Raw genomic sequence first — 22,369 nt, 5'->3', positions numbered from 1 at the left:
CGTCATTCCTTCAGATCGGCCGTGGCCGCAAACCAGTCCATCGGGTTCACCGGATCGGCGCCCTGCCTCATTTCCAAGTAAAGCGTTTCCGTGTCGCGCACGCCACCACCTTCTTGGGCGCTCACGAGGAAGTCGGCAAGCCCCGCCTCTGCCCCCCCCATCAGGCCCAGAGCCGCGCCGCGTGCCACCACCTCGCCGACCTCGCCATAGACTTCGGCAAGGCCGCCCAGGATCAACAGATAACCGCCTCCGGGCTCGAGGATGATCACGTTTCCGTAGTCGAGCAGCGGGCCGCGGTAGCGGATGGTTCCGGGCCAAGGCGCGGTGACCAGCGCGCCCGGCCCTGTGGCCAGCACCATGCCGGGGCGGGTGACGCCGCGGGCATCGGTCTCGCCCGGGCGCAGGATCAGCCGGCCCAGCACCGGCAGGTCCAGCGCGCCGATGGCATCGGTGAAATCGGTGCCGGTTTCGCTGTCAACGGCAAGGCCCGCGGCAAAAGCATCCAGCGTATCGGCGCTTTCCAGAAGGCCGCGCAGCACCTCGGGGTCTTCGGTAAAGCGGCGGGGCAGTTCGGTGCGGTCCGACATCGCCTGCGACAGGGCCGAGCGGGCATCCTGCGCCGCCGTCAGCCCGTTCTGCAACGTCTGGCCCGCCGAAACCTGCAAGGCGCGAAGGTCGCGCAGCTCGGTCAACTGGGTTTTCAGCGTTTCGGCCTCGGCCTGCAGGGCCGGGGTGACATCGGACAGGATCATGCCCGACCGGACGGTGCCCAAAGGCCCGTCGGGGTGCAGAAGCAGCATCGGCCCCGGCTCGCCCTCAATCGTGGAAAGGACGCCCAGAAGCTGTGCCACGCGGTCGCGCTTGGCCTGAAACTGCGCCACAAGCTGCGCCTCGCGCAGTTCGGCCTGCCGCAGCGCCTCACGCAATGCCCCAAGGCCCTGTTCATAGGCGCGGATGGTCTGGGTCAGGGCGGCGATGCGGTCTTTCGCCTCGACCGCCTTGTCCAGCGCCTCGACTGCCGCCTGCAGGTCGGATGAGGCTTTTGCCGCCTCTTCGGCCACGCCCGCCCGGGCCGCCGGGGCGGCAAGGCAAAGCGCCAGCGCGAAGAGGGCGCTGCGGATCACGGTTGCAGCAGGCTCTTGCCGGTCATTTCGGGCGGCAGGGGCAGGCCCATCAGGTCAAGCACCGTCGGCGCCAGATCGGACAGGCGCCCGCCGTCGCGCAGCTTTGCCCCTGCCGGGCCGCCGACCAGAATGACCGGCACCGGGTTGGTGGTGTGGGCGGTATGCGGGCCGCCGGTGATGGGATCGACCATGGTTTCGCAATTGCCGTGGTCGGCGGTGACGATCATCGCGCCGCCCGCCGCTTGCAATGCCGCCAGTGCCCGGCCAAGGCCGGCGTCCACCGCCTCGCAGGCGGCAATCGCGGCGGGCAGGCTGCCGGTGTGGCCCACCATATCGGGGTTGGCAAAGTTCACCACGATCAGGTCAAACCCGTCCTGAATGGCACCCACCAGTTGGTCAGCCACCTCCGCCGCGCTCATTTCCGGTTGCAGGTCATAGGTGGCCACCTTGGGCGAGGGGGCCATATAGCGCGCCTCGCCATCGAACGGCACTTCGCGGCCGCCGTTCAGGAAGAAGGTGACATGCGGGTATTTCTCGGTCTCGGCCAGACGGAACTGGCGCAGGCCCTGTTTGGCCACCCATTCGCCAAGGCAATTGACAATCACTCGTTTGGGGAAGGCGGTGGCCATAAAGGTGCTGTGGGCGTCGGAATATTCGACCATGCCCAGAAGGGCCGACCATTGCGGGCGCTTGCCCGTGTCAAACCCGGTGAAATCGGGCGCGGCAAGGGCCGAGAGGATTTCGCGCGCGCGGTCGGCACGGAAGTTCAGGCAGAACAGGCCATCGCCATCGCGCGCACCTTTGTAAGCGCCGATGACGGTGGGGGCGAGGAATTCATCGGTTTCGCCCTTGGCATAGGAGCGCGCCACAGCCTCGCCCGGGGTGCTGGCTGCTTCTCCGGTCGCGTTGACCATCGCGGCATAGGCACGGCTGACCCGTTCCCAGCGGTTGTCACGGTCCATCGCCCAATAGCGGCCGGTGACGGTGGCAACGCGGGCGCCGACCGGCAGTTGTGCTTCAAGATCGGCGATGAAGGTGACGGCAGAGGAAGGCGCCACATCGCGCCCGTCGGTGATCGCATGCAGCCAGACCGGCACACCCAGCGCGGTGACCGCGCGGCAGGCGGCAATCACATGGGCGATATGGCCATGCACCCCGCCGTTTGAAACCACGCCCATCAGATGCGCCGCGCCGCCCGCCGCCTTGACCCGCGCGGCAAAGTCCAGCAGCGCGGGATTGACGGCAAAGCTGCCATCCTCGACCGCCAGATCAATCGCGCCAAGGTCCATCGCCACGACGCGGCCCGCGCCGATATTGGTGTGGCCCACCTCGGAGTTGCCCATCTGCCCGGTCGGCAGGCCGACATCGGGGCCGAAGGTGGTCAGCGTGGAATGCGGGCAGGTCGCCCAGAGCCGGTTGAAGTTGGGCACATCGGCCTGCGCCGGGGCCGAGGTGGCCGGGTCCGGCCCGATCCCCCAGCCATCCAGAATGCACAGAACGACAGGTTTTTTCGCCGACATCATGGGGCTCCCAAGGCATTTGGCCCGCTTTTACGGCCAAAGCCCGGGCGGGGCAACGTCAGCCTTTGGTCAGGAACCAGTCGAGCGCCCGCGTGGGCATGATCCGGCGCAGGATGCCCGCGATATGGGGCGGCGTGGTCACATAATAGCGCGCCCGGGGCCGGGGCGCCTCAAGCGCGTGGATCAGTTTGGCCGTGACGGCCGAAGCGGGCAGTTCAAAACGGTCGGGGCCGCGGCTGGTGTAAAGCCGGTCCAGCAGGCTGCGGTAATCGGCGGCGCGGGGCGATGCCTCCCAGTTGATCCATTTCTCGAAATGCGGAATGGCCTTTTCGCGGATCGAAGAGGTGACCGGCCCCGGTTCGATCAGGATGATGTGGATGCCGGTGCCGCACATCTCGATCCGCAGCACATCCGTCAGCCCCTCCATGGCGAATTTCGTCGCCACATAGGCGCCACGCCATTGCGCCGCCACCAAGCCCAGCACAGAGGAACAGTTCACGATCCGCCCGTGCCCCTGCGCCCGCATCAAGGGAATGATCCGGCGGGTAAGGTCGTGATAGCCGAAGAGATTGGTTTCAAAGATCGCGCGCAGCGCGCCGCGCGGCAGGTCTTCCACCAGACCGGGGCAGGCGAAGGCGCCGTTGTTGTAAAGCGCATCCAGCGTGCCGCCGGTGCGCGCGACAACCTCGTCCACCGCAGCGGCGATGCTGGCCTCGTCGGCATAATCCAGCGGAAAGCTTTCCAGCCCTTCGGCGCGCAGCTGGACGCAATCGGCCTCTTGCCGGCAGGTGGCAAAGACGCGCCAGCCGCGCGCCTTCAGGCCGCGCGCCGCATCCAGACCGATCCCCGAAGAGCATCCGGTGATCAGCACCGACCGCGTATTCATCTGCCCGCCTCCGCCGTTTTGCCCCGTTCTACGGGGCGCCGCCGGGGGCGGGAAGGGCTATTCGTTCAGCAGCCGGGCGGCGACATAGCCTTCGACGCCATCGCCTTCGATCCGCACAAGGGCCCAGCCGTCAGGGGCATCGGCCTCGACCACCACCAGAACCTCTTCGCCGCGCGCCAGACGGGCGACCACATCGTGGTCTTTGCCCGGGCCACTGCGCACATTGGCCGAGCGGGTGTTGACGATGGCAACGCGGCCCGAGGGTGCCGCAGGTTGCGGCGCAACTGCGGGGGCGGGGGCGGGGGCAGGTGCGGGGCGCGGCTGCATGACGGGGGCCGCCGGAACAAAGGCGGCGGGCACCACATCGGCCGCAACCGGGGCAGGCGTGGCGGGGGCTGCCAGAACCACAGGCGGCGCCACCTCGGGCTGCGGCATCAGGCCAAAGCGGGTCTGGCCACGGTCTTGCCCCCCGATAAGCAATGCAATGAACAAAGACGCACAAAGCAGAAATGTCAGCCGGAACATGGCAGGGCCCTTTAACTCACTGCCTTCATCTAGCACGATTCGCGCCGGAGTCCGGTGGAAAAACAGCGACTTCTTCCCCCTTGCCGCCAAGGGGTGCTTTTCGGACTGGACCGGAAATCCGCCGCCCCTTACACAGCCGCTATGGCCAAGACACCCGACGCCCCCAAGACCGAGCCCGTGCTGGTTGCCGAGCCGCTCGCCCGCGCAATCGGCGAGCGCTATCTGACCTATGCGCTGTCCACCATCATGCACCGCGCCCTGCCCGATGCGCGTGACGGGCTGAAACCCGTGCATCGCCGGATTCTTTACGCGATGCGCGAATTGCGGCTGTCGGCCACCGGGGGCTTCCGCAAGTCGGCCAAGATTTCCGGCGATGTGATGGGCAACTATCACCCGCATGGCGATGCCGCGATTTACGATGCGATGGCCCGTCTGGCGCAGGATTTCAACGTCCGCTATCCGCTGGTGGACGGGCAGGGCAACTTTGGGAACATCGACGGCGATAACCCTGCCGCAAGCCGCTATACCGAAGCCCGCCTGACCGCGATTGCCGAGACGCTGATGGAAGGGCTGGCGGAAAACGCCGTGGACTTCCGCCCGAATTACGACGGCACGCTGGAAGAGCCGGTGGTGATGCCCGCGGCCTTTCCGAACCTTCTGGCCAATGGCTCCAGCGGCATTGCGGTGGGCATGGCCACCAACATTCCGCCGCACAATCTGGATGAGCTGATTCAGGGCTGCCATGCCATGATCGCCGACCCGGAACTGTCGGATGAGGCGCTGGTGAAGCTGATCCCCGGCCCCGATTTCCCCACCGGCGGGGTGATCGTGGAAAGCCGCGAGGCCATTCTGGAAGCCTATCGCACCGGGCGCGGCGCCTTCCGCACCCGGGCCAAATGGAATGTCGAGGATCTGGGCCGCGGCATGTGGCAGATCATCGTCACCGAAATTCCCTATCAGGTGCAGAAGTCGAAGCTGATCGAAAAGCTGGCCGAACTGATCAACCTGAAAAAGGTGCCGCTTCTGGCCGATATCCGCGACGAAAGCGCGGATGACGTGCGCATCGTGATCGAGCCGCGCAACCGCACGGTAGAGCCTGACATGCTGATGGGGGCGCTGTTCAAGAACAGCGATCTTGAAACCCGTTTCAGCCTGAACATGAACGTGCTGATCGACGGCAAGGTGCCGAAGGTTTGCAGCCTGAAAGAGGTGCTGCGAGCCTTCCTTGACCACCGGCGCGAGGTGCTGCGCCGCCGTTCGACCCACCGTGTCGAGAAGATCGACCACCGGCTTGAGGTGCTGGAAGGCTTCATCCTGACCTTCCTGAACCTTGACCGGGTGATCGACATCATCCGCTATGACGACGATCCCAAGGCCGCCCTGATGGCCGAGGACTGGAGCGTCAAACACCGCCGCGCCACCAGCGAAAAGGATTATGTCCCGCCCGCGCCGGGGGCGGGTGAACTGACCGAGTTGCAGGCCGAATCCATCCTCAACATGCGGCTGCGCAGCTTGCGCCGTCTGGAAGAGCTGGAACTGATCCGCGAGCGGGACGCCCTGATGAAGGAGCGCGCCGATCTGGCCGACCTTCTGGAAAGCGACCGGCGCCAGTGGAAGAAGATCGGCGCCGAGCTTGAGGATATCCGCAAGCAATTCGGCAAGGAGACCGTTCTGGGCCGCCGCCGCAGCAGCTTTGCCGAGGCCGGTGAGGCCGAAGAAGTGCCCTATGAGGCGATGATCGAGCGTGAGCCGATCACGGTGATCTGTTCCACCATGGGCTGGATCCGGGCGATGAAGGGCCATGTCGATCTGGCGACCGAACAGAAGTTCAAGGATGGCGACAGCGCCCGCTTTGCCTTCCACGCCGAGACGACAGACAAGATCCTGCTGATTGCGGCGAACGGGCGGTTCTATACGCTCTTGGGTGCCAGCCTGCCCGGCGGCCGCGGCATGGGGGAGCCGGTGCGCCTGATGGTGGACCTGCCCAATGACACCGAAATCGTCGATCTGACGATCTTCCGCCCCGGGGAAAAGCTGCTGGTCGCCTCGACGGCGGGGGATGGTTTCGTGGTGGTCTCGGACGAGGTGCTGGCCCAGACCCGCAGCGGCAAACAGGTGCTGTCACTTGGCGCGGGTGTGAAGACCGCGCTTTGCCGCCGGGTGGCGGGCGATTGGGTGGCGGTGGTGGGCGACAACCGCAAGCTCTTGGTCTTCCCGCTGGCCGAACTGCCGGAAATGGCCAAGGGCAAGGGCGTGCGGTTGCAGAAATACAAGGACGGCGGGCTGTCGGATGCCACCACCTTCGTCAAGGCGGCGGGTCTGGCGTGGAAAGACCCGGCGGGCCGCACCCGCACCGAGACCGACCTGACGGAATGGGAAGGTGCCCGTGCCGGGGTGGGCCGGATGGCGCCGCGCGGCTTCCCGCGGGACAATCGGTTCAACTGACGGGGAGGATGGGCAGATTGCCCATCCTACGCAACACATGCACAACCTGCTCCGTAGGATGGGCAATCTGCCCATCCCCGCTATGCCGCCCAAACCTGCCAGATCAGCCGCGCCGCAAGGGCCGAGGATGTCACCACCAGCAGCGGCTTGATCAGCCGTGCCCCCACCCGCATCGCCAGCCGGGCGCCCAGTGCCGCCCCCGCGACCTGTGCCACGGCCATGACCAGCCCCAGCTTCCACCAGATCGCGCCGCCCAGAGCGAAGACCACCAGTGAGCCGAGATTGGAGGCGAAGTTCAGCAATTTGGTATGCGCCGTTGCCTTCAGCACGCCGAAGCCTGCCAGCATCACGAAAGCCAGCATGAAGAAGCTGCCGGTGCCCGGCCCGAAGAACCCGTCATAAGCGGCAATCAGTGGCACGGCGGTCACCGTGAACAGCCCCGGCGCCATGCGCTGCACCCGGTCGGCGTCGGTCAGCCCCGGTTTCAGCGCGAAAAAGGCCGCGATGGCCACCAGAACCACCGGCATGATCAGCCGCAGGACATCGGCGGGCACCTGATGGGCGATTAGGGCGCCCCCGGCTCCCGCCCCTGCCGCGACCAGCGCCATGGACCATTGATCGGCCAGCCGGACCTGCCCGGCGCGCGCATAGGCCAGCGTTGCGGTGGCTGCGCCGAAGGTGCCCTGCAACTTGTTGGTGGCCAGCGCCACCACCGGCGGGGCGCCGGACAACAGCAGCACCGGCACGGTGATCAGTCCGCCACCCCCGGCAATGGCATCGACAAAGCCCGCCAGAAAAGCGGCGGCCATCAGGATCAGCGCCAGTTCGGTTGCAACCTCAAACATCAGACGACAACCGCCACGATGGCGGTCAGCGCCAGCATTGCCAGCCAGCCGCGCCAAAGCGCCGCGACCGTGCGGTCGATGTCATCGGGGTTCAGGTCATGCCGTCCCTCAGGCCAGACCCAGGGGTAATCGGTCAGCTTGCCGTGATAGCTGCGCGGGCCGGCAATCGCCACGTCCAGCACCATGGCCATCGCCGCCTCGGGCCAGCCGGCATTGGGCGAACGGTGCAGCGGCGCATCGCGCAGGATCGGGCGCGGATCGGTCCAGCCATGGCTAAGGGCCAGCAGCAGTGCCGACAACCGCGCCGGGATCAGGTTCAAGAGGTCGTCGAACCGGGCGGCGGCCCAGCCGAACTCTTCATGCCGGGGGGTGCGGTGGCCGATCATGCTGTCGGCGGTGTTGGTGATCTTGCAAAGCAAAAGCCCCGGCAGCCCACCGATCAGAAACCAGAAGGCCGGGGCAATCACCCCGTCCGAGAAATTCTCGGCTGCACTTTCGATGGCCGAACGCGCCACGCCCGAACGATCCAGCACGGCGGTATCGCGCCCGACGATCATCGCCACGGCCCGCTGCCCGTCACCCAGTGACAGGCGCAGCGCGTCGCCGACCGCCTGCACATGCTGCACAAGGCTTTTCTGTGCCAGAAGGACCGCGGCCACCACGATTTGCAGCGCCCATCCCCCCGGCAGGGCGGCAATCGCCATCCCCAGCGCAATCGCCGCCAGCGCCAGCGCGGCCATCACCGCGATGCCCCGCGCCCGCCGCTGATCCCCGCGGTTGAAACGCTGATCCAGCGCCGCGATCAGCCGGCCCATCAGCACGGCGGGATGCGGCCAGCGGCTCCAGATGCTGCGCGGCTCGCCAAGGGCTGCGTCGAGAATCATCGCGGGGATCAGCAGAAGGGCGGTCATCGGCGCATTCCTTGGCAGCGGCGCGGGAGTGAAAGCCGATCCGGCGGCCAAAGGCAACAGGGGCTGCTGCACGATTTTGTTGCATAGATGCAACGTGCGCACAGCATTTCGGCAACATGTGCTTGGCTGTCATGGTGTTAACCTTTTCCTGCGACAGGATAGGGTCAGGGAGGCGATCATGCTGGAATTCCTGCCGAAAGAGATCAGCGACGGGCTTCATGCCGCTCAGGTCAGCCGGGCAAGGCGCCGCTCGCGGCTGCGCCTGCGGGTGGGTGAGGTGGAGCATCCCATCTTGCGGCTTTGGGTGGATGGCATGGCGCTTGAGGCCGGGGCCATCAGCCATCTGCGCGGTCTGGTCGATGTGTTCGACGGCGCGCGGCATGTGCTGCAATGCCTGATCATCGCCTCGGAGGTTGAGGGGGGCGAGCTGGTTTGCAGCTTCAAGCGGGCAACGGCGGTGACGGAAAAACCCGCGTTGGACTATTGGCGGGATGAAAACGCCCCGGTGGGCTATCTGCCCAAAGCCTAGGGGCGAATCTCCACCTCGGTTCCCGTTGCGGTCACGGCCCAGATTTCACGCATTTCGGCATTCGAGACGGCGATACAGCCCGCCGTCCAGTCGCCTTTCAGCACCGCCGTATCGGGCAGCGCATTGGGCTGGCCATGAATCATAATGTCGCCGCCGGGGTCAAACCCGCCCGCCGCCGCGCGGGCGCGATCCTGCGGGCGGGGGTAATCAAGGCCGAGCGACAGGTGATAGGCCGACCGATCATTGCGCCGGTCGATGCGGAAAACCCCCTCGGGCGTGCGGCCGTCGCCCTGACGGCTTTTGTCGCCCTGCGGAGCGAAACCAAGGGCGATGCTGTATTCCCGAACGATTATTCCATTTTGGACCAGAACCATCCGCCGCGCCGCCTTTTCGATCACGATCCTTTCGATCTGGCCGGTCAGCGGCGGCAGGGGCATCGGGGCCGGGCGCAGATATAACGCCGCAAGCCCCAGCCCGGTCACGGCCAGCAGGGCGAGCGTCGCAAAAATCTGCGCCAGCCGCCTCATTGCAGATCGGCGAAGGCCTTTTGCAGCCGTTCCACCGCCCGCGCGACAGTGGCCCGAGGTGTAGCGAGGTTGAAACGCAGGAAGCTTTCCCCGCCCGTGCCGAAGGCGCTGCCATGGTTGGTGGCGATGCGGGCGCCTTTCTGCACGCGTTCAATGAATTCGGCCTGCGTCATGCCGGTGCCGGCGAAATCGACCCAAGCCAGATAGGTCGCCTCAAGCGGCATCGAGGCAAGGCCCGGAATACCGGCGATCCCGGCATCGAAGAGCTTGCGGTTGCCGTCAAGATAGGTGGTCAGTGCATCGACCCAGGCGGCACCTTCGGGGGAATAGGCGGCAGTGGCCATGAAAAGGCCAAAGCTGTTGGGCGAAACGCCCATTGCCATCATGCGATCGGCAAAGCGTTTGCGCAGCAGCGGATCGGCGATGATCACATTGCCGGAATGGGCGCCTGCGATGTTGAAGGTCTTGGTCGTGGCCGTCATCATCACCAGACGGTCGGCGATATCGGGTGCGGCCAGCGTCATCGGGATATGCTTGTGGCCCGGCATCACCAGATCGTGGTGGATTTCATCCGACACAAGGATCAGGTTGTGGCGCTTGGCAAAATCAGCCACGCCCCGCAACTCGGCCGCGGTCCAGACCCGACCGCCCGGATTGTGTGGCGAGCAGAGGATCATCATGGTTTCGCGGCCGGTCATCGCCGCATCCCATGCGGCAAAATCCATTTCATAACGACCGTTCACATTGGCAAGCGGCATTTCGGCCACTTCACGCCCCGCCGCTTTGATGATGCGTGCGAAGGCGTGATAGACCGGCGTAGTCAGCACGATCCGGTCACCCGGTTTGGAAAAACTGTCGATGCACATGGCGGTGCCGTTGACCAGACCATGCGTGGTGAACACCTGTTCACGTTCGACAGACCAGCCGTGCCGTTCGGCCATCCACCAGCGGATCGCGTCAAGATAGGCGCCATCCTCGCCGTAATAGCCATAGACGCCATGGGCCAGCATCCCTTCCAGCGTGCGCTGCACGCAGGCTGGCGGGCGGAAATCCATATCGGCAACCCACATTGCGATCCCGTCCGAGGCGGGCACGCCATAGAGGCCCTCCATCGAATCCCATTTCACGGAATGGGTGCCGAAACGGTTGATCGGAGTGTCGAAATCCATGGTGATCCTGCCTGTGGTGTCGCGTCGTTTGTTCTGATTATATCATGGTTGTCGGGAAGTCATTCCTGATTTGATCGAAAAATCGGAACATCATGCCGATTTTGTGTTCAGATCAGGAAGTCTGTTCGGATAATGGTCTTCGCGCCGTGCCGGTGCCTTCCTCTTGCGCCAAACCCCTTGGCGCCGTAAATCGCCGATATGATCCGGCCCATCCTCATCCATCCCGACCCGCGCCTCAAGAAGCCTTGCGAGGCTGTGGGCGAGATCACGCCCGAAATCCGCGATCTGGCGGCGGATATGCTGGAAACAATGTATGATGCGCCGGGCGTCGGCCTTGCCGCGCCGCAGGTCGGTGTCACCAAGCGCCTGATCGTGATGGATTGCATCAAGGATGGCCCGCCTGAGCCTGTGGTGCTGATCAACCCCCGTGTGGTCTGGGCTTCGGAAGATGTGACCACCTATGAGGAGGGGTGCCTGTCGATCCCCGATCAATATGCCGAGGTAAAGCGCCCGGCCTTGGTGCGGGTGGAGTGGATCGCCTTGGACGGCACGCAGCAGGAGCGGGAGTTTTCCGGCCTCTGGGCGACCTGCGTGCAGCATGAGATCGACCATCTGGAAGGCAAGCTTTTCATCGACTATCTCGGCCCGCTAAAGCGGCAGATGATCACGCGCAAGATGGAAAAGCTCAAGCGTGAGCGGGCGCGGCAGGGCTGATGGCGGTTTTGCCGATCCTGCGCTGGCCGGATGAGCGGCTTGAGACGCGCTGTGCCCCGGTCACGGGCGATGTTGCGGCGCTGGCGGCGGATATGCTGGAAACCATGTATGCCGCACCGGGGCGCGGGCTTGCTGCGCCGCAGGTGGGAGTTTTGCTGCGGCTGTTCGTGATGGATGCGACATGGAAACAGGGCGTCCGGGCGCCGCAGGTCATGGTGAACCCCCTGATCACATGGCGCGCGCCGCAACGGGTCTGGGGTGAAGAGGGCTGCCTGTCGCTGCCCGGGGTGACCACGCGGGTTGAGCGGGCGAAGGAAATCCGTCTGCGGTGGAGCGATCTGGATGGCGCGGCGCGGGAAGAAACCCTGACCGGATTTGCCGCAATCTGTGCCCAGCATGAATATGACCATCTGGACGGTATCCTGACGCTGGACCGGATTTCCCCGGCCGAACGGGCCGCCGCCGAAGAGGCTTTGCAATGACCGCCCGCCCTTGTCTGCCATGGCCCGCGCAGGTTCTGCGCCAACCCGCTGCCGATGTCGCCGAAATCACCGATGCGGTGCGTGCGGTCTGGGCCGATATGGTGGACACGATGGAGGCGATGCCGGGCTATGGTCTGGCCGCGGTGCAGATCGGCGTGCCGCTGCGGCTGGCCGTGGTCGATTGCTCCGAGGCCCGGGGCGAGGCGGTGCTGATGGCCAACCCCGAGGTGTTGCACGCCTCGGTCCAGTTCCGCGAACATGAAGAGGCCAGCCCGAACCTGCCAGGCGTCTCGGCGGTGATCCGGCGGCCCCGGGCGGTGACGGTGCGGTTCCTGAATGCGGCAGGCGTGCTGGAGGAACGGGATTTCGTGAACCTCTGGGCGACCTCGGTGCAGCATCAGATCGACCATCTGGCGGGGAAGATGTATTTCGACCACCTCTCGCCCCTGAAACGCAAGATGCTGATTGCCAAGGCGGAAAAGGTCAGGAAGCGCGGATGAGAGTGGTCTTCATGGGCTCGCCGGAGTTTTCGGTTCCGGTGCTTGAGGCGCTTCATGCCGCCCATGAGGTTGTCGCCGTCTATTGCCAGCCGCCGCGCCCGGCCGGGCGGGGCAAGGCCGACAGGCCGACGGCGGTTCACGCCCGCGCCTTGCAACTGGGCCTGCCGGTGCGCCATCCGGTCAGCCTGCGCGACGGCGCGGTGCAGGCGGAATTCGCCGCGCTGAACGCCGATGTGGCGGTGGTGGTGGCCTATGGGCTGATCCTGCCGCAGGTGGTTCTGGATGCGCCGCGCCTTGGCTGCCTGAACATCCATGCCAGCCTGCTGCCGGGCTGGCGCGGGGCGGCGCCGATCCACCGCGCGATCATGGCGGGGGATGCCGAAACCGGCATCTGCATCATGCAGATGGAGGCGGGGCTGGATACCGGGCCGGTGCTGTTGCGCGAGGCGGTGCGGATCGGCGCCGAAGAGACCACGGCGGAATTGCATGACCGGCTTTCGGCGCTGGGTGCTGCGGCCATTCTGCGGGCGCTGGCCGCGCTGCCCTTGCCTGCGGTGCCGCAGGCCGAGGCGGGCGTGACCTATGCCGCCAAGATCGACAAGGCCGAGGCGCGGATCGACTGGAGCCGCCCCGCGGTTGAGGTGGACCGGCAAATCCGCGGTCTGTCGCCTTTTCCCGGCGCTTGGTGCGAGATCCGCGGCGAGCGGGTGAAGCTGCTCCGCTCCCGCCTGGTCGAGGGACAGGGCACCCCGGGGCAGGTGCTGCATGGTTTTACAGTGGCCTGCGGCCATGGCGCGGTCGAGGTGACCGAGGCGCAACGCGAGGGCAAGCGGCCCGCACCGGCGCGCGACATCCTGAACGGCCTGCAATTGCCGCCGGTTCTGGGCTGATCCTGACAGGTTCTGACAGGGGCATGACGTTAGACTCATCGGGAAACGGAGGGTCTTATGGAACGCTATTGGGTGGTGACCGCCTCGGCCGATCATGCGGCGCGGGGGCGGGGCGAAGGGATCGTGCAAGCCTGCCATGGCAAGGTGGCGCCCTTGGGGCGGATGATGCCGGGCGACGGCGTGGTGATCTATTCGCCGCGCGACAGCCGGCAGGGCGGTGCGCCGGTGATGGCCTTTACCGCCATCGGCCGGGTTGCCGAAGGGGCGGCGTGGCAGCATGACATGGGGGGTGGCTTTGTGCCGTGGCGGCGGCAGGTGATCTGGCAGGATCTGCCGCCGGCGCCGATCCGCCCGCTGCTTGAACAGCTTGACCTGACGCGCGGGCAGGCGGGTTGGGGCATGGTGTTCCGCTATGGCCACCGCGAGATCAGCCGCCGCGATTTTGCAGTGATCGCCCGCGCGATGCAGGGCATTCCAAATGCCGCCGCAAGCCCCCATATTGCGGGGGAAGCAGCGGAGACCGGGCAATGGGCATCGTCCTTCTGATCATCGTCGGCGCGGCGGCTGGGTTTCTGGCAACCCGGCTGATGCGCTGGGAGGCGGATATACCGACCACCATCGTCATCGGGGTGGCGGGCGCGCTTCTGGGTGGCTTTGCCCTGCGGGCGCTGTTGATGATGGCAGGCTGGATGGCCGGATTCGTCGGCGCGGTGATGGGCGCGCTTTTGCTGATCTGGCTGTGGCGGCGGTTCGCGCGCTAACCCAGCCGTTTGATCACTTCGGCAAGGCGGAAGCTTTTGCCGCCAGCGGCCTCCCACATCTGACGCCCCTGCCATGCGGCAAAGATCAGCGCGGCGGCCTCGGCGCCTTTCGGGCCGCCGCCGCGCCGGACCGAAAGCAGCGCCTCGACCCGGGCCCGCCAATCAGCTGCTTGGGCACGCAACTCGGGGTCGCGCAGGCTGCTGGCCAGAACGGCGGCACTGGGGCAGGGCAGCGTTTTCAAGAGGCCCTGAGCGCCCTTTGACGTATCAAGCACCGCTGTTTCCAGCGCCTCTGTCAGCCGCGCCCATTCGGAGGTGAGGGCCGCGCGCAGCATTCCGTCCACGCTGCCATAGCGCTGTGCAAGGGTCGCCGGCGCAAGGCCCGTGGCCCGAGACAGATTGCCGAAACTGACGGATTTTTCGCCGTGCGTTTCAAGCGCGGTCAGAACCTGAGCATAGATTTCCGTATCGGGCAGGGTGCGGGTGCGGGACATGGCGCAAGGATGACCGAATATTCGGTTATTTCAAGCGCTCATGCCGCGTGGTCGCCGCGATCCTTGTTCTTGCGCGCCACATGGTCAATCCGCCGCACCCCGGCGTGACGTTCCAGCATGTCCTTGCCGGTCTTTGACAGGCCGATTTCCCTGATGATTTCCCATTTGCGGTAATGGATGGTGAAAATCTCGCGGTCGCTTGGCAGGGGTTCGCCCCGCAGCGACCCGCCAAGGATATAGTGCTGCTCCTCGGGCAGGATATTCCATTTCAGCCCGGCGCGCTGAATGGCCAGAGGCAGGCTGATCTGGTCAAGATAGGGGCGGCGGCCGGGCACATCGGGGTTGGCGTCCAGCATCTGCGCCATCTCCATCCAGACCTCGGGGAAACTCTTGCCCGCGTCATTGCGGTGCTGTTCGGGGAAGGTGAAAAGGCCCGAAGAGAAATAGGGGATACGCTCGCGTTTGCCAGATTGGCGCATCAGGCGGATGCGGTCTTCGGGCACCTCCATACCGCAGGCGGCATAGATCATCTCCCATGTCTGCGAATTGCCCCAGACCATCGAAGCGGCCGGGGTCAGGCTGACATGCCCCTCTTTCACGATATTCTCCACCGCATTGGGGCGCAGGCACAGGATGTCGCTGTCGAAAAAGGCGGAAAACTCGGTGTCACGGGGTTCCAGCGTGGCCAGGAGCTTGTTGCCATGGGGATATTCGGGGGTGAAGCGGCCCTCGACCTTGAAGGGCCGCACCTCGCAGCCCATTCGCCGCAGCACCTCGATCACCTCGGGCGAGATAAGGTCGATCTTGGTGTCGGGGCAGTAACCGACCAAGGCCACCGTATCGCCGAACTGTTCGCGCAGCGAAGCGGCCAGATGGCAGGCCATCAGGTCAAAGCGCGGCGGCTCGACGATGAAGAAGACGGTCAGGCGCGGCGACATGGAACCTTGCAGGCTGAAACGAATGCTGGCCCGACTATGCCGGGGGCGGGCGGGGCTGTCACCGGGAAAGCGGGGCCGCCGCGGCGAATGTCGCCAAAATTGCAACAAAAGCAGCGCGAAACGCCGGGGGAGGGCCGGGGTTCCTGTGGGAACAGCCTTGCTGCCGGCCTGCGAGGCCCGCTAAGATCGCGCAAAGCGCCGGATCAGGCTCGGGGTCGGGTGCAGAATGGAAACAACGGGCCGTCCAAAGGGCAAGTGGTGGCACAGGCAAAGCGCAAATCCCTGACCGCAGAGCAGGACCGCCCGCGCGGCGCGGCGCCGCTCTGGGGCACCGTCGATTTCCCGCTGAAACGCCATATCAGCCCGCATGGGCAGGTGACGGCCGTGTCGATGATGAAGGACGAAGGGCCCTTTGTCATCGAATGGGTGGCGCATCATCTGGCGGTGGGGTTCACCGATCTTGTGGTCTATACGAACGATTGTTCGGATGGCACCGATGACATGCTGATCCGGCTGGAAGAGCTGGGTCTGTGCCACCACCGCCGCAATGTGATTCCCGAAGGCATCCGGCCGCAACCCTCGGCGCTGAACTATGCGCAGGAGGAGCCGGTGGCGGGTCTGTCCGACTGGGTGATGGTGTTTGACGCCGACGAATTCCTGTCGATCCGCTACGGCGATGGCACGCTGGACGATCTGTTGACGGCAACCAAGGCACAAGGCGCCAATGGCATTGTGGTGACCTGGCGGATTTTCGGTTCAGGCGGGGTGGTGGAGTGGAGCCGCGCCCCGGTGACCGAGCAATATCTGCTGGCCGCGCCGCAAAGCTGGAACAAGGGATGGGGCGTCAAAACCCTGTTCCAGTTCGACCCCGACCATTGGAAGCTGGGCATCCACCGGCCCAAGATGAAGTCGAAATGGATCAAGACCGACTACCCCGATCAGATCAAATGGCTGAACGGGTCGGGCCGTGAGATGGAGGACTACTTCAAGTTTCGCGGCTGGCGGTCGATCACCCGGACGGTGGGCTATGACTGGGTGCAGTTGAACCACTATGCGGTGAAGTCGGTTGACAGCTATGCCATCCGCAAGATGCGGGGCAACGTCAATAACAAGAAAGACAAATACAACAGCGATTACTGGAGCTTGCAGGACCGTAACGAGGTGCGCGACGACACGATGCTGCGCTACAAACCCCGCCGCGATGCGCTGATCGCCCAGCTTCTGCAAGACCCGGTGCTGCAACGGCTGCACCATGCCGCCGTCGCCCGGGCCGAAGCGCGGCTTGCGGAATTGCGCCAGACCGAAGCCTATCATCAGCTTGTCGCCGATCTGGCCAAGGCTTCGGCTGTGCCGCTGTCGCAGATCGTCGCCAAGCCGCCTGTGGCGCGCGACAAGGACAAGATCGCGGCGCTGATGTCGGATGTGGAAAAGCTGCGTGGCGAAAAGGCCAAGGCCGAGCGCAAGGAAAAGCTCAAGGAACCGAAAGAGCCGCTGCCCGAGGTGCATTATCTGGCCGGTCCGCTGGAGGTGACGGCGGATTTGCCGATGGATTATGTGGCGAACCATGCGGTGAAACTGCCGCTGGATTTCCGCGTCTTCACCGCGCAGGCGCTGGACCAGATCGCCAAGGGCAAGTTCGACCGGGTTCTGGCGCGCAAGCTGCCGCAGATCGCGCCCAAGGCGGCGCGGGTGCTGGAAATCGGCGCAGGCGCGGGATTTCAGGGGGTCAATCTGGCCAATACCCGCGCCGACCTGCGGGTGACGCTGCAAGAGGAGGATGCGGGACTTGCCCTGATCCTGCGGCGGGTCTGTGCGGCCAGCGGGCGCAGCCTGTCGGATCGTTTCGCGCTGTCCGAGCAACCGCTGGGCGCCGATGCAGCCAGCGATGCGGCGGCGCTGATCACCGCGCAGAAGCCCGACCTGCTGATCCTGTCCGACCCGCGCCTTGCGCCCGAGGTTCTGACGCGGCTTTTGCCCGCGTTGCCGCTGCCCGTGCCGAAACTGATCGTGCTGCATGGCCGTCTGCTGGTGGCATGGCACCGCGAGTTGGGCGGGGTTGGCGCATTGCTTTCCGGTCTCGGCTATCGGCCCGATGACAGTTTCGCCCCGGTGCAGGCGCGGGTCTGGCATCTGAGTGACGATGGCGACAGCGGCGACGCGCCCGAGTGACGCTGGACAGAGCCGGACCGCTTCGGCATTGTCCACTGAAAAGAAACAATAACGCCTGAGGCAGGAGTTCCCATGTCCACCCCCGTCCGCCGCCCCGTCGCCTCGCTCTGGATCGGCGAGAAGCTGCACTACCTTAACCAGTTGTGCCTCTTGTCCCATGTCCGCGCCGGGCATCCGACCACGCTTTATTGCACCGACAAAGTATCGAACGTCCCCGAAGGGGTGATCGTCAAACCGGCGACCGATATCATGGCGATCGACATGGATATTGTCCGTCAGACTTCGGAATCCTTCCTGTCGAACGTTTTCCGCTACAAGATGATCCAGGCCACCGATGCCGTCTGGATCGACTGTGACGCCTATTGCCACAAACCCTTCCCGGATGAGATGCAGAACATCTATGCCGGGCATGGCTTTCGCGGGGCGCTGAACTGTGGCGTGGTCTATATCCCGCCGAAGGGCGAGTTGATGGCGCAACTGCTTGATTACTATGAAAACCTGCCCGCCGCCCCGGCCTGGTTCAACAAGCAGCAACGCAAGCGCATCGAAAAACAAGAGGCGCACCTGCCGCAAGCCGTCCGCATCTACAATGCCGAACGCACCGCCTTTGGCCCGCAAGCCTTCACCTGGTTTGCCCAGCAGACCGGCGATTTCGACAAGGCGCTGACCTATGACTATCTCTACCCGGTGCCGTTCCAGTTGAACGATGTGTTCTATGATCCGCATTGCAACGTTGAAGGGCATTTCACCGACAGCACGCTGTCGGTTCACCTTTACACCAACGGCACCCGGCCTTGGTGGCGCAAGAATGCGCCGATGCCCGGCTCTTATGCGGCGCGGATGTGTGAGGTGATCGGGGTGAAACCGGAAGAGGCGCTGGAAGAGTGACCGGCACGCTGGTCACGCTGGTCGTGATGGCGTGGCGGCAAGAGGGCCTGCTGCGCGAGACCATCGCGGCCGCCTTTGCCCAGACCTATCAGCCGCTTGAGATCTTGCTGTCGGACGATGCCTCGCCCGATGGCAGTTTTGCGGTGATGCAAGACATGGCGGCAGCCTATTCCGGGCCGCACCGGATCACGCTGAACCGCAACCCGGCCAATCTTGGGTTGATCGGCCATATCAACCGAGTCTTCGAATTGGCGGGGGGGGAGCTGATCGTCTACAACGCCGGTGATGACCTGTCAGAGCCGGATCGCGTCGCCCGCCTTCACGCAGTCTGGGCCGCCGGGCGCCCGGCACTGGTCCATTCCAATGTCACCGACATTGGCCCCGATGGTGCCCCCCTGCCGCGTCAGCGTGAACGCGGGCGCCATGACCATCTGGCGGCCAAACCGCTGGACGAGGTGGCGACAACCAAGAACAACTGCATCGGCGCCTCCTGTGCCTGGGATGCGCGTCTGGTCCGCGCCTTTGGCCCGATCACCGAAACCGGGCTGTTCGAGGATCGGGTGTTCTACTTCCGCGCCCGGCTTCTGGGGGATGTCGGCTATGTGAACGACCGTTTGCTGCGCTATCGCCGCGGCATCGGCCTGTCTTTTGACCGCGGCGAAGGCGAAGAGGAAACCCGACGCAATTTTGAGATCGACCTTGCCACGCTGCGGCAGCGTCTGAAGGACTGCCAGCATATCGCCCCCGACCGGGGCGATGTGATCCGCGCGCTCAAACGCAAGATCCGCAAGCGCGAAGGCCAGCTTGCCACGATGGCGCCCGACGCTTGAAAGCCGGGCTTAACCCGCCTTGAACGGCGCCATCCCGGCCCGGGCCAGCGCATCGGCCCGCTCGTTCTCGGCATGGCCGGCATGACCCTTGATCCAGCGCCAGACCACCTTGTGCCGCGCCTGCGCCGCATCCAGCCGCTGCCACAGTTCGACATTCTTCACTGGCGCCCGTGCCGCCGTTTTCCAGCCGTTGCGCTTCCAGGCGTGAATCCATTCCGTCACGCCATTCTTCACATAGGCGCTGTCGGTGACGATGGTGATTTCGACCGGCTTGGTCAGCGCCTCAAGCGCGGAAATCGCGGCCATCAGCTCCATCCGGTTGTTGGTGGTCTGTGCCTCGCCGCCGGACAATTCCCGCTCGCGCACAACCGCGCCGCCTTCGCGCGCAATCATCAGCACGCCCCAGCCACCGGGGCCGGGATTGCCCGAACAGGCGCCATCGGTATAGGCGAACAACTCCGGCATTCTGGCCCCTTTCATCTGTCTCCAAATATCCCACGGGGGTCCGGGGGTGTGAAACCCCCGGTTCTGCCGCCGGACACAAGGACATCGCCTGCCTAACCGCGCCCCCGCCGTCGCACAAGACCATGACGCCGCGTTTCAGGTGACGCCCGCCTTGCCGCAGGGCATTGTCGCCGGACGGAGGACCGCATGACCCAATATCCCCACCTGCTCGCCCCGCTGACATTGGGCGCCATCACCCTGCGCAACCGTGTGTTGATGGGCTCGATGCACACCAATCTTGAGGAAACCGGCGATTGGGGCCGGGTGGCGGCCTTTTACGCGGCCCGGGCGCGCGGCGGGGTGGGGTTGATCGTGACGGGCGGCATGGCGCCCAACCGCGAGGGCGGAGTTTTTCCCGGCGCTTCGGGTCTGCACGGCGGCAAGGATATCGAAAATCACCGCCGGGTGACCGATGCCGTCCATGCCGAAGGCGGGCGGATTGCCATGCAGATCCTGCATGCCGGGCGCTATGCCTATGGCAAGGATTGCGTTTCGGCCTCGGCCATCAAATCGCCGATCTCGCCCTTTGTGCCGCGCGAGCTGGATGAAGAGGGCATCGAAAAGCAGATCGCCGATATCGCCACCGCCGCCGCGCGTGCCCGCGCCGCAGGCTATGACGGGGTGGAGGTGATGGGGTCAGAGGGCTATTTCCTGAACCAGTTCCTTGTGCGCCATACCAATCACCGGACCGACCATTGGGGCGGCGCTTATGAAAACCGGATGCGCCTGCCGGTGGAGGTGGTGCGGCGGGTGCGGGCCGCCCTTGGTCCCGAAGCCATTCTGATCTACCGGATTTCCCTGATCGACCTGATCCCCAGTGGCTCCACCTGGGACGAGGTGGTGCAACTGGCCCGTGCGGTTGAGGCTGCGGGGGCTTCGGTGCTGAACACCGGCATCGGCTGGCACGAGGCGCGGGTGCCGACCATTGCCACTTCGGTTCCGCGGGCGGCCTTTGCCCATCTGACGGCCCGGCTGCGGCCCGAAGTCTCGATCCCGGTCATCACCTCGAACCGGATCAACACGCCCGAGGTGGCCGAGGCGCTTTTGGCCGATGGGCAGGCGGATATGGTGTCGATGGCGCGGCCCTTCCTTGCCGACCCCGATTTCGTCGCCAAGGCCGCTGCTGGCCGGGCTTCGGAAATCGCGCCCTGCATCGCCTGCAATCAGGCCTGCCTTGACCACACTTTCGCGGGCAAGCTGACCACCTGCCTCGTCAACCCGCGCGCCTGCCATGAGACGGAGCTGATCTATGCGCCTGCCGCCGCCCCCAAGCGCATTGCCGTGGTGGGGGCCGGTCCGGCGGGCCTGATGTCGGCCATGGTGGCCGCCGGTCGCGGCCATTCCGTGACGCTGTTCGATCGGGCGGCCGAAGTGGGCGGGCAGTTGAACCTTGCAAAACAGGTGCCGGGCAAGGAAGAATTTCACGGCCTTGTCGATTGGTTCCGCGCCGAGGTGGCCCGTTTGGGCATCACAACCTGGCTTGGCCAGACCGCCGATGTTCGGGATCTTCAGGGCTTTGACGAGGTGATCGTGGCCACCGGCGTTGCCCCGCGCGACCCGGGCATTCCGGGGCAGGAACGGGCACTCAGCTATATCGACGTGCTGCGCGGCGCGCCCGTGGGCAAGCGCGTGGCGGTGATAGGTGCCGGCGGTATCGGGTTTGACGTGGCCGAGTTTCTGGTGGCCGGGGGGCATTCGCCAACGGTCGCGCCTGATCTCTGGCGGCGGGAATGGGGCGTGGGCGATCCGGCCACCAGCCCCGGCGGCCTTGCCGACCCGGCTCCCGAGCCGCCCGCCCGCGCCGTGTGGCTCTTGCAGCGCAAGCCGGAAAAGCCGGGGCGCGGCCTTGGCAAGACCACCGGCTGGATTCACCGGGCGGCGCTTGCGGCCAAGCGGGTGAAGATGCTGGGCGGCTGCAGCTATGACCGGATCAGCGAAGAGGGCCTCTGGATCACCCGCGATGGCCAGCCTGAACTGATCCCCGCCGACACGGTGGTTCTTTGCGCGGGCCAGTTGCCCGAGCGCGGGCTGGCTGACCGGCTGGCGGCGGCGGGCATCGCGGCGCATGTGATTGGCGGTGCCGATGTTGCGGCCGAACTGGACGCCAAGCGCGCCATCAATCAGGGGGCACGACTGGCAGCCAGCCTCTAGTTCAGCAGCGCGTCGATTTCCGAGGTGATGGCCGCCGAACCGGGATTGGTCACCGCGCCCCACGCCTTGATGAACTGTCCGTCCGGGCCGATCAGCACCTTGTTGAAGTTCCAGCCGGGGGTAAAGCCATGCTCGGCCTTCACCCAAGCATAGAACGGATGCAGCTTGCCTTTGGCGACATGTTCGATCGTGGTCATCGGCAGCGTCAGGTCATAGTTGAGGGCGCAGAATTCCTTCACCTCGGCTTCCGAACCAAGCTCTTGGTTGAAATCGTCCGAGGGCACTGCAAGGACCACGGCCCGCCCGGCATAGGCATCGGACAGGCTTTGCAGATCGGCAAGTTGCGGCGCAAAACCGCAAAGCGAGGCGGTGTTCACCACCAGCACCGGCTTGCCGCGCCAGTCGGCACTGTCATAGCTGCCTCCGTCAATGCTGCGGAAGGTAAAGCCGGGTTCGGCGGCCAGAGCGGGCGCCGCCACAAGGATCAAGGCAAGGGCGAAACGGGCAAGGGGCATGGCACTCTCCTGCGCAATGGTCAGGATACGCAGGGGCGCGGCCAACGGATCA

Annotated in this window: 24 protein-coding genes; 12 read left to right on the top strand and 12 right to left on the bottom strand. The window is 65.3% G+C overall.

From position 1 onward, the window contains the following. Positions 1-2: 2 nt before the first annotated feature. From HS053_RS12550 to HS053_RS12535, 4 genes are read right to left on the bottom strand one after another with little or no spacing between them, the layout of a single operon-like run. Complete coding sequence (locus HS053_RS12550) at positions 3-1,124, bottom strand: peptidoglycan DD-metalloendopeptidase family protein (protein WP_174211596.1); 1,122 nt, start codon at positions 1,122-1,124, stop codon at positions 3-5. Continuing rightward, positions 1,121-2,644, bottom strand: coding sequence for a 2,3-bisphosphoglycerate-independent phosphoglycerate mutase (gpmI, locus tag HS053_RS12545; protein WP_174211595.1), 1,524 nt, complete (start codon positions 2,642-2,644; stop codon positions 1,121-1,123). The genes HS053_RS12550 and gpmI overlap by 4 nt, the downstream gene beginning before the upstream one ends. A 58-nt stretch (positions 2,645-2,702) precedes the next feature. Further along, complete coding sequence (locus HS053_RS12540; protein WP_174211594.1) at positions 2,703-3,530, bottom strand: SDR family NAD(P)-dependent oxidoreductase; 828 nt, start codon at positions 3,528-3,530, stop codon at positions 2,703-2,705. 57 nt (positions 3,531-3,587) lie between these two features. Then, the gene (locus HS053_RS12535) at positions 3,588-3,965 is read right to left on the bottom strand and encodes an SH3 domain-containing protein (RefSeq protein ID WP_241699848.1); all 378 of its coding nucleotides are present in this window, start codon (positions 3,963-3,965) and stop codon (positions 3,588-3,590) included. A gap of 231 nt (positions 3,966-4,196) precedes the next feature. Between HS053_RS12535 and HS053_RS12530 the strand changes: the two genes are divergently transcribed. Continuing rightward, complete coding sequence (locus HS053_RS12530; protein WP_174211592.1) at positions 4,197-6,500, top strand: DNA topoisomerase IV subunit A; 2,304 nt, start codon at positions 4,197-4,199, stop codon at positions 6,498-6,500. A gap of 80 nt (positions 6,501-6,580) precedes the next feature. Here the strand turns inward: HS053_RS12530 and HS053_RS12525 are convergent, their stop codons facing one another. Together HS053_RS12525 and cbiB are read right to left on the bottom strand one after the other, a co-directional pair. After that, positions 6,581-7,345 (bottom strand): TSUP family transporter, encoded by a 765-nt coding sequence (locus HS053_RS12525; RefSeq protein ID WP_174211591.1) that lies wholly within the window; start codon positions 7,343-7,345, stop codon positions 6,581-6,583. Next, positions 7,345-8,256, bottom strand: coding sequence for an adenosylcobinamide-phosphate synthase CbiB (gene cbiB / locus HS053_RS12520; protein WP_174211590.1), 912 nt, complete (start codon positions 8,254-8,256; stop codon positions 7,345-7,347). The genes HS053_RS12525 and cbiB overlap by 1 nt, the downstream gene beginning before the upstream one ends. 178 nt (positions 8,257-8,434) lie before the next feature. On the opposite strand from cbiB, the gene HS053_RS12515 reads away from it, so the two are divergent. Then, complete coding sequence (locus tag HS053_RS12515) at positions 8,435-8,785, top strand: hypothetical protein (RefSeq protein WP_174211589.1); 351 nt, start codon at positions 8,435-8,437, stop codon at positions 8,783-8,785. On the opposite strand, the gene HS053_RS12510 is transcribed toward HS053_RS12515, so the two are convergent. Both HS053_RS12510 and HS053_RS12505 read right to left on the bottom strand, forming a co-directional pair. Further along, the gene (locus HS053_RS12510; RefSeq protein ID WP_174211588.1) at positions 8,782-9,312 is read right to left on the bottom strand and encodes a L,D-transpeptidase family protein; all 531 of its coding nucleotides are present in this window, start codon (positions 9,310-9,312) and stop codon (positions 8,782-8,784) included. The genes HS053_RS12515 and HS053_RS12510 overlap by 4 nt on opposite strands. Next, entirely contained in the window at positions 9,309-10,481 is a 1,173-nt protein-coding gene (locus HS053_RS12505) for a MalY/PatB family protein (protein WP_174211587.1), read from the bottom strand. The genes HS053_RS12510 and HS053_RS12505 overlap by 4 nt, the downstream gene beginning before the upstream one ends. Positions 10,482-10,679: 198 nt before the next feature. On the opposite strand from HS053_RS12505, the gene def (HS053_RS12500) reads away from it, so the two are divergent. The 6 genes from def (HS053_RS12500) to HS053_RS12475 are packed head-to-tail and all read left to right on the top strand — an operon-like array spanning position 10,680 to position 13,828. After that, positions 10,680-11,195 carry a peptide deformylase gene (gene def / locus HS053_RS12500; protein ID WP_174211586.1) on the top strand — a complete coding sequence of 172 codons (516 nt, stop codon included), beginning with the start codon at positions 10,680-10,682 and terminating at the stop codon, positions 11,193-11,195. After that, positions 11,195-11,677: a peptide deformylase gene (gene def / locus HS053_RS12495; RefSeq protein ID WP_174211585.1), complete on the top strand. Its 483-nt coding sequence runs from the start codon at positions 11,195-11,197 to the stop codon at positions 11,675-11,677. The genes def (HS053_RS12500) and def (HS053_RS12495) overlap by 1 nt, the downstream gene beginning before the upstream one ends. After that, positions 11,674-12,177 carry a peptide deformylase gene (gene def / locus HS053_RS12490; RefSeq protein ID WP_174211584.1) on the top strand — a complete coding sequence of 168 codons (504 nt, stop codon included), beginning with the start codon at positions 11,674-11,676 and terminating at the stop codon, positions 12,175-12,177. Before def (HS053_RS12495) ends, def (HS053_RS12490) begins: the two co-directional genes overlap by 4 nt. Then, the gene (gene fmt, locus HS053_RS12485; protein WP_174211583.1) at positions 12,174-13,067 is read left to right on the top strand and encodes a methionyl-tRNA formyltransferase; all 894 of its coding nucleotides are present in this window, start codon (positions 12,174-12,176) and stop codon (positions 13,065-13,067) included. Before def (HS053_RS12490) ends, fmt begins: the two co-directional genes overlap by 4 nt. 57 nt (positions 13,068-13,124) lie before the next feature. Then, on the top strand, positions 13,125-13,613 hold the full coding sequence (locus tag HS053_RS12480; protein ID WP_174211582.1) for an EVE domain-containing protein: 489 nt from the start codon (positions 13,125-13,127) through the stop codon (positions 13,611-13,613). Then, positions 13,595-13,828, top strand: coding sequence for a GlsB/YeaQ/YmgE family stress response membrane protein (locus HS053_RS12475; protein WP_174211581.1), 234 nt, complete (start codon positions 13,595-13,597; stop codon positions 13,826-13,828). Before HS053_RS12480 ends, HS053_RS12475 begins: the two co-directional genes overlap by 19 nt. On the opposite strand, the gene HS053_RS12470 is transcribed toward HS053_RS12475, so the two are convergent. Together HS053_RS12470 and HS053_RS12465 are read right to left on the bottom strand one after the other, a co-directional pair. Further along, positions 13,825-14,322: a transcriptional regulator gene (locus HS053_RS12470; RefSeq protein WP_174211580.1), complete on the bottom strand. Its 498-nt coding sequence runs from the start codon at positions 14,320-14,322 to the stop codon at positions 13,825-13,827. The two genes, HS053_RS12475 and HS053_RS12470, sit on opposite strands and share 4 nt — an antisense overlap. Positions 14,323-14,360: 38 nt before the next feature. Next, positions 14,361-15,260 (bottom strand): hypothetical protein, encoded by a 900-nt coding sequence (locus HS053_RS12465; RefSeq protein ID WP_174211579.1) that lies wholly within the window; start codon positions 15,258-15,260, stop codon positions 14,361-14,363. A gap of 258 nt (positions 15,261-15,518) precedes the next feature. Between HS053_RS12465 and HS053_RS12460 the strand changes: the two genes are divergently transcribed. From HS053_RS12460 to HS053_RS12450, 3 genes are all read left to right on the top strand, one after another. Next, entirely contained in the window at positions 15,519-17,429 is a 1,911-nt protein-coding gene (locus tag HS053_RS12460) for a glycosyltransferase family 2 protein (RefSeq protein WP_347233324.1), read from the top strand. Between the two features lie 72 nt (positions 17,430-17,501). Further along, the gene (locus HS053_RS12455) at positions 17,502-18,317 is read left to right on the top strand and encodes a hypothetical protein (RefSeq protein ID WP_174211578.1); all 816 of its coding nucleotides are present in this window, start codon (positions 17,502-17,504) and stop codon (positions 18,315-18,317) included. Continuing rightward, positions 18,314-19,147, top strand: a complete 834-nt coding sequence (locus HS053_RS12450) for a glycosyltransferase (RefSeq protein WP_174211577.1) — start codon at positions 18,314-18,316, stop codon at positions 19,145-19,147. Before HS053_RS12455 ends, HS053_RS12450 begins: the two co-directional genes overlap by 4 nt. 9 nt (positions 19,148-19,156) lie before the next feature. On the opposite strand, the gene rnhA is transcribed toward HS053_RS12450, so the two are convergent. Continuing rightward, complete coding sequence (rnhA, locus tag HS053_RS12445) at positions 19,157-19,612, bottom strand: ribonuclease HI (protein ID WP_174211576.1); 456 nt, start codon at positions 19,610-19,612, stop codon at positions 19,157-19,159. A 186-nt stretch (positions 19,613-19,798) separates the two neighbouring features. Here rnhA and HS053_RS12440 point away from each other — a divergent pair, with 186 nt between their 5' ends. After that, positions 19,799-21,802: an NADPH-dependent 2,4-dienoyl-CoA reductase gene (locus HS053_RS12440; protein ID WP_174211575.1), complete on the top strand. Its 2,004-nt coding sequence runs from the start codon at positions 19,799-19,801 to the stop codon at positions 21,800-21,802. Here HS053_RS12440 and HS053_RS12435 read toward each other — a convergent pair. Then, positions 21,799-22,317, bottom strand: a complete 519-nt coding sequence (locus HS053_RS12435; RefSeq protein WP_174211574.1) for a glutathione peroxidase — start codon at positions 22,315-22,317, stop codon at positions 21,799-21,801. The two genes, HS053_RS12440 and HS053_RS12435, sit on opposite strands and share 4 nt — an antisense overlap. Positions 22,318-22,369: the final 52 nt, after the last annotated feature.

Origin of the sequence: Tabrizicola fusiformis (genome assembly GCF_013328815.1) — a bacterium.
GTDB lineage: Bacteria > Pseudomonadota > Alphaproteobacteria > Rhodobacterales > Rhodobacteraceae > Fuscibacter.
This window is presented reverse-complemented; position numbering and strand designations above follow the sequence as displayed.